General features: G+C 39.5%; 6 protein-coding genes. All 6 read left to right on the top strand.

The window, feature by feature from the left end:
- Positions 1–480, top strand: a 480-nt coding sequence (locus VK097_RS12575) for a DNA-3-methyladenine glycosylase I (protein ID WP_324212157.1), incomplete at its 5' end; no start/stop codon positions are given.
- A gap of 144 nt (positions 481–624) precedes the next feature.
- Positions 625–1803, top strand: coding sequence for a YkvI family membrane protein (locus VK097_RS12570; RefSeq protein ID WP_324212156.1), 1179 nt, complete (start codon positions 625–627; stop codon positions 1801–1803).
- A 298-nt stretch (positions 1804–2101) separates the two neighbouring features.
- Complete coding sequence (locus tag VK097_RS12565) at positions 2102–2587, top strand: ECF transporter S component (RefSeq protein WP_324212155.1); 486 nt, start codon at positions 2102–2104, stop codon at positions 2585–2587.
- A gap of 350 nt (positions 2588–2937) precedes the next feature.
- Positions 2938–4662 carry an RNase A-like domain-containing protein gene (locus tag VK097_RS12560; RefSeq protein ID WP_324212154.1) on the top strand — a complete coding sequence of 575 codons (1725 nt, stop codon included), beginning with the start codon at positions 2938–2940 and terminating at the stop codon, positions 4660–4662.
- A 31-nt stretch (positions 4663–4693) separates the two neighbouring features.
- Positions 4694–4996, top strand: coding sequence for a contact-dependent growth inhibition system immunity protein (locus tag VK097_RS12555; RefSeq protein WP_324212153.1), 303 nt, complete (start codon positions 4694–4696; stop codon positions 4994–4996).
- Between the two features lie 381 nt (positions 4997–5377).
- Positions 5378–6006, top strand: a 629-nt coding sequence (locus VK097_RS12550; protein WP_324212152.1) for an aldo/keto reductase, incomplete at its 3' end; no start/stop codon positions are given.

Genomic DNA, 6006 nt, shown 5'->3' with positions numbered 1-6006 from the left:
GAAGATCGGAAATTATTTGAAATGCTTTCCTTAGAAGGTGCCCAAGCAGGACTAAGCTGGATTACGATTTTAAAACGACGGGAAAATTATCGTGCTGCGTTTGATAATTTTGATCCCGAAATCGTTAGTAATTATAATGAGGATAAGATTCAAGCACTGCTTTTAGATGAAGGGATTATTCGCAATAAGCTCAAAGTCCGCTCCGTTGTTACGAATGCGCAAGCTTTTTTAAAAGTGCAGCGGGAATTTGGCAGTTTTGATCAATATATTTGGCAATTTGTCGGCGGGGAACCGATATTGAATCACTGGGAAACACATGCAGATGTGCCGGCAATGACACTGGAATCGGAAGCACTGAGTAAAGATTTAAAGAAACGCGGATTTAAGTTTATTGGACCAACGATTTGCTATGCATTTATGCAAGCAGTCGGGATGGTGAATGATCATACGAAGGATTGTTTTTTGTATTATGGATCATAGATGGCTTGAAGCAGTTACTTTGCTGGAAAGGTAACTGCTTTTGTTTTCGAATACGGATCTGAAATGAATAAAAAAAGTGCAGATCATAACCGGTGGCCCTCCCTCATAGACTTTAATATATCAATGAGGAGAGGAGTGTTTCATTTGGCCGAGCATAAAAAGCAAAGTTTCTTTGAGGGAGCGTTTGGCAGGTATGTTTTACCCGGTGTCGTTATTCAGTCCACGTTAATCGGCGGTGGGTATGCAACAGGTCGTGAAGTTGTCGCCTTTGGGGGAAAGTTCGGGGCGATCGGTTGGATAACCGGTTTAACGATTTTAGTTGGTTTTGCTGTCATGGCTTTTTTAATGTTTGAAGTGGCACGCCTGTTCAGAGCCTATGATTACCGTAGCCTCGTTAAACAAATTCTGGGTCCTTTATGGTTTTTGTATGATATTATTTATTTCTTACTGGCTATTTTAATGATTTCCATTGTAGTAGCTGCTACAGGGTCTATTTTAGAGAGTACGCTTGGATTAAATTATTGGGTTGGTGTTGCTATTATTGCGGCACTTGCTGGTGTTCTTAATTTTTATGGTACGAGATTAATTGAACGTTTTAAAACATTTGGAACGACTGCACTTTTTATCGGATATATTATTTTTGGTATTTTGGTGATTTCCGGTACATGGGGCGATGCTAAAGAAGTTTTTGCTTCAGGTGACACAAGTTTTGTCGGGGAAGTTTCCATGTGGACGATCATTTGGACAGGGATGCTTTATGTCGGGTATAACCTTGCCGTGTATCCTGCAGCTTTATTTACAGTCAGAAGGCAAAATTCCCTGAAACAAACATTATTAGGCGGATTAATTGCCGGAGTATTGATGACCGTTCCATGGTTTTTAACGTATTTTTCTTTAATGGGATTTTATCCATCGGAAGAGGTCTTCACAGCAGAAGTACCTTGGCTTGAAATGTTAAGTGGCTATGGGCTGTGGGTCGTGATCGCTTTTGGTGTTGTTGTGGGTTGGACATTAATAGAGACAGCTACAGGATTGATCCACGCATTTATTGATCGTGTAAACTTTAACCTGGAAGAAGTAGGCAAACCGCAACTTTCTAAAGGAAAGAATGGATTGATTGCGATCATTGCTCTTTTCCTGTCGGCTATATTGTCCAGTGTAGGAATCGGCGGACTTGTCGATATCGGGTATACGATTTTGGGATATGCGATGTTAATCATTTACGGAATTCCGATGCTGATTATTGGCTCATATAAGATTATTAAAGCGCTAAAGGGAAAGAGAGCTGATACAGAAGTAGATAATTCAGTTCCTGGTAAATAGAGGCTGCTGATCTTGCGGCATTTTCATTATCACGGGAACGCCAAATTTGGGAAAATCATGATGCATATTGGCCAAATGAGGATCGTCCAACGGATATTATGACAGAAGATCGACGTAAGAAAATTCGTGAAGGGACATTTGATTGGACCGAGATAGAAAATATTATCCCCACTGAGTGAAGCCATTACTTAGTAATGAGCAGAAAACCGTTTCCTTCAACTTGGAAACGGTTTATTTGTTGTTCCGGGGCTGTGATATACTAGATTGAGAGAAGAAACGGATGGAGGGGATGATTCATTTGTCTGCCAAAAAAATGAGCTTACTTGCTTTATTCATAGCTTTATCTGTTATAGGTGCCTCTATTAAAATTCCGGCAGTTATTGGTAGTGTTGCATTGGATGTCTTCCCTGCTTTATTTGCTTCCGTGTTAATTGGGAAAAGAACGGGAGCGGTTGTGGCAGGCCTTGGTCATATTTTAACAGCGTTGTTAGGCGGTATGCCGCTGGGGCCTTTACATGTAGTTGTTGCGGCAGAGATGGCAGTAATCGTATGGTTTTTTGGCCTTTTTTATCAATCGGGAAAAAAGGCCGTCGCAGGATCGTTTTTCATAATTACCAATGGATTTATAGCCCCACTGCCAATGTTGCTTTTCTTCGGAGTAGGGTTTTATGTCGCGGTCTTGCCATCTTTATTCATTGGTGCAATGATAAACGTGGGTGTTGCACTTGTGTTTATTCCGAGATTTGAAGGTGTGTTTAGAAAAAAATTACCAGAAGTTCATTAGAAAGATATGTGATTATAATAAATCACTAGTTAAAATTTTCGAATCTTTTATGATCATTATTTTCTTTTTGCCGGTACGCATCTGTTTGCACTCATTGAGCAAATGCGGGAGGAAAGGGTTGGAGATGAGTGAACTGCTCTCATTTCTGTGAATGGCATGGTTATTAGGGTGGCTCTATTTTAGAACCCCCCCCTAATATATAGTAAATGTATGAAAAGGGATATAATTATACATATTAATCTGTGATCAGAAGGTAAATGACAATTCCATTTTAATTTAAAATGCCGGCCTACTAGCAATCCCAAAGTAAAATATATACAATAATAAAAAAAGGGGAGGAGGGTGAAATCATGGTACAAAGAGTGGACCGGATGGAAATAGAAGACTTCGCGGACGACGTGATGCAAAACAAAGGAAACATTCAAACGGCGTTGGGTAAGGTGAAAACGGGTATAATAACCATTCAGAATATGGATTCTTTTTCTGGGAAAGCAGCGAAGCAGTCAAAAAAATACTTTTCCGATGTACATGTAACGTTGCTAAGTGCCTTTCACAAGCTATTTGAAGATTTACATAAACAATTGCAAGATCATATTGATACGTTTGGAAACGAAGTGGACAGCAGGTTGAATGCTCGTATTAAGTCGAATTATTTAGAGGATACTAAGGAGGATATAAACGATACATACGAGGATTTACAGGATGAGAAACAAAATATTAATGAGACCATCGAAAGTGTGTCGGATATCAGTACGGCAATAGCTCCCGACTTTTCCAACGTAACGGATTATTACCGGGAAGCGGTAGAAACGTTGGTGGATTTGCAGGATGATTTAGACGCCTTTACGCAAAAAAAGCAGGATAATTCTATCGATGAATTATTGCACCATATCCAGGTAACGATGGAGCGGGCAGGCACCGTACAGGGATCAGGACGTTTTGATGATTATGTAGACTTGATGGCATTAGAAGGCCTCCCCGCGTTAAAGGCAACTGTAAAAGCATACGAGCAGGATAATATGTCTGATCAATTAGGATTAGCCAACTCGATTGAGACAGATATACCAGCTGAATTTACAGCATTGCAAAAGCAGAATCAATTCAATCGAGATGCATGGCCTTATGTCGCAATGATGTATCCGAATATGTTGTTTCCGATAACGTACCGGAAACATGGTGCAAATGCTAATAATGTAAAGCCCAAGGATATAAAGGAGCAAAAGTTTATTCAGGACTTAGCGGAACAAAACAGGATGACACCTGGGGAAGAAATTCAATTACAACAGTATTTGCAACAATTAAGTAGCGGAGAAGTAATGGCGGATGAGGTAGAGCCAGTAGAAGTCAATTCCCAGCATGTCCCCGAAATGCAGGGGGAGAGAGAATATTATGCGAGAGAACCGTTAACTTATGAGAATAAACGAGAAGTAATGGGAGGTCATTCTGATTTGGCTGGAGATCCATATACGATGGGTCATATTACTACAGCTGGTCTGAATTTTGCATTTGGTGATATTGGGACCATGATAGATACGGACGCTTCGGTTGATGAGAAAATGCTTGCTGGTTTGTTTTTGTTTGGGAAGCCGGTTAAATTGGTAGATAAGAGTTACGATTTGTATCGGGGCGCGCATAGGGCTAGGAAGGTTGATAAAAATGTCGATAGAGTTAAGCCGGGGGATAAAAGTGATCTTGCACCTGGTGGAGGGTTGGCTGCACATGAAATAAAAGGTGGACATTTGATTGAAAGGCATGTTGGAAAAACGGATAAGGAACTATTAGAGAGGATAAATAAAAATCCGAAAATTACTGGTTCATCTACCTTTAAAGATAGAGTTACAGCTGAAAAAGTTGTTAATAATGTTTTGAGCAATACAAGCAACAAGAAAGTTGTTCAATCTTGGTTAGAAAACCCAAAAAGTAAGTCAACTTTAGTATTGACCTATCAGGGAACAGAAGTGATAGGACGGGGAGTAAAAAAAGGTTCTGATACGGTTAAAAATATGACAAATGCTAGAGTTATTTTGAAGAAGGATAGTAATGGGAATTTTGTTCTAACCGGTTATCCAAATTAAAAAAATATTACGATGGATGAGGTGAGCTACTATGTTATCTTCTAATAAGCAGGAAGAACCTATTTTTCAGTTTTTGGCTGGAACTTTTCATCAGGATATTGAGTCTCCAGAACAAGCCTTACAGGAATTGTTGATAGATGAAAGTAAAGAGTATCTAGAACATGCAATTACCTTTTTGTCAGATTTCATGAAAAGTAATCATTCAGTTTCCGAAAAAAATGAATACATTCAATGTTGTGCGGACGGCATATATTTTCCAGATCTAGGGTTAGAACCACTTCAATGGCTAAATCAAGTAGTCCAACAAATAACAGAAACAGCAAAATCGAAATAGAATCTATTACCTTAAAAACTGTTTATATATCAGCAGATTTTAAGGGGATGTAGCACATTGTCTTATATGGAAATATTAAAATTGGGCGTTGCTTTTGTAATTCTTCCCCCCCCGGTATTTTATTAGTAAAATGTAAGAAAAGACTTATAATTAATTAGCACATAACAAAAGAGATAATCGCAATCCCAAACAAGTGAACAAGTATCATGGAGTCACTGTGGAGTCCGGAAGAAATCGAAGAAATAAAACAGGCCATCAAACGAGGAAACGAAGGCAAGTCAAAGTATCAGATCTGGCTGAACGGAATGTAATAATCTATTTCGAATCCGGTTCTTTCGTGTGGTAAAATTATGATAAGAATGAAAGAAAGGAAGCGATCCCATGCAATACATAACATTAAACAACGGTCTCCGGATGCCGCAGCTTGGCTTCGGCGTGTGGCAGGTACCGGATGAAGAGGTAACTGCGGCAGTGACGAAAGCACTTGAAGTCGGTTATCGTGCCATTGATACTGCAAAGGTATATGAAAATGAAGCTGGTGTCGGCAGAGCGTTGGCAAAAAGTAATATTCCACGCAAAGAACTGTTTATCACGACAAAAGTATGGAATAGCGATCAAGGCTACGAAAATACTTTAAAGGCATTTGATGCAAGCTTAGAGAGGTTAGGACTTGATTACGTTGATCTTTATTTAATTCACTGGCCAATGCCTGAATATGATGAGTATGTCGAAACTTATCAGGCACTTGAAAAACTATACCATGATGGCCGCGTGAAAGCGATTGGGTTATGTAATTTTAATATCGAGCACTTGCAGCGTCTGCTTGACGAGTGTGAAGTGGCCCCTACTGTGAATCAGGTAGAATGTCATCCTTATCTACAGCAAAAGGAGTTAAAACACTTCTGTGAAAAACATAATATTTATGTAGAATCATGGAGTCCGCTAAATCAAGGCGGCGCGGTTTTACAAGATGATGTTGTGAAGCAGATTGCTGAACAGCACGGGAAAGC

The organism is Lentibacillus sp. (assembly GCF_035301675.1).
GTDB lineage: Bacteria > Bacillota > Bacilli > Bacillales > Amphibacillaceae > Lentibacillus.
This window is presented reverse-complemented; position numbering and strand designations above follow the sequence as displayed.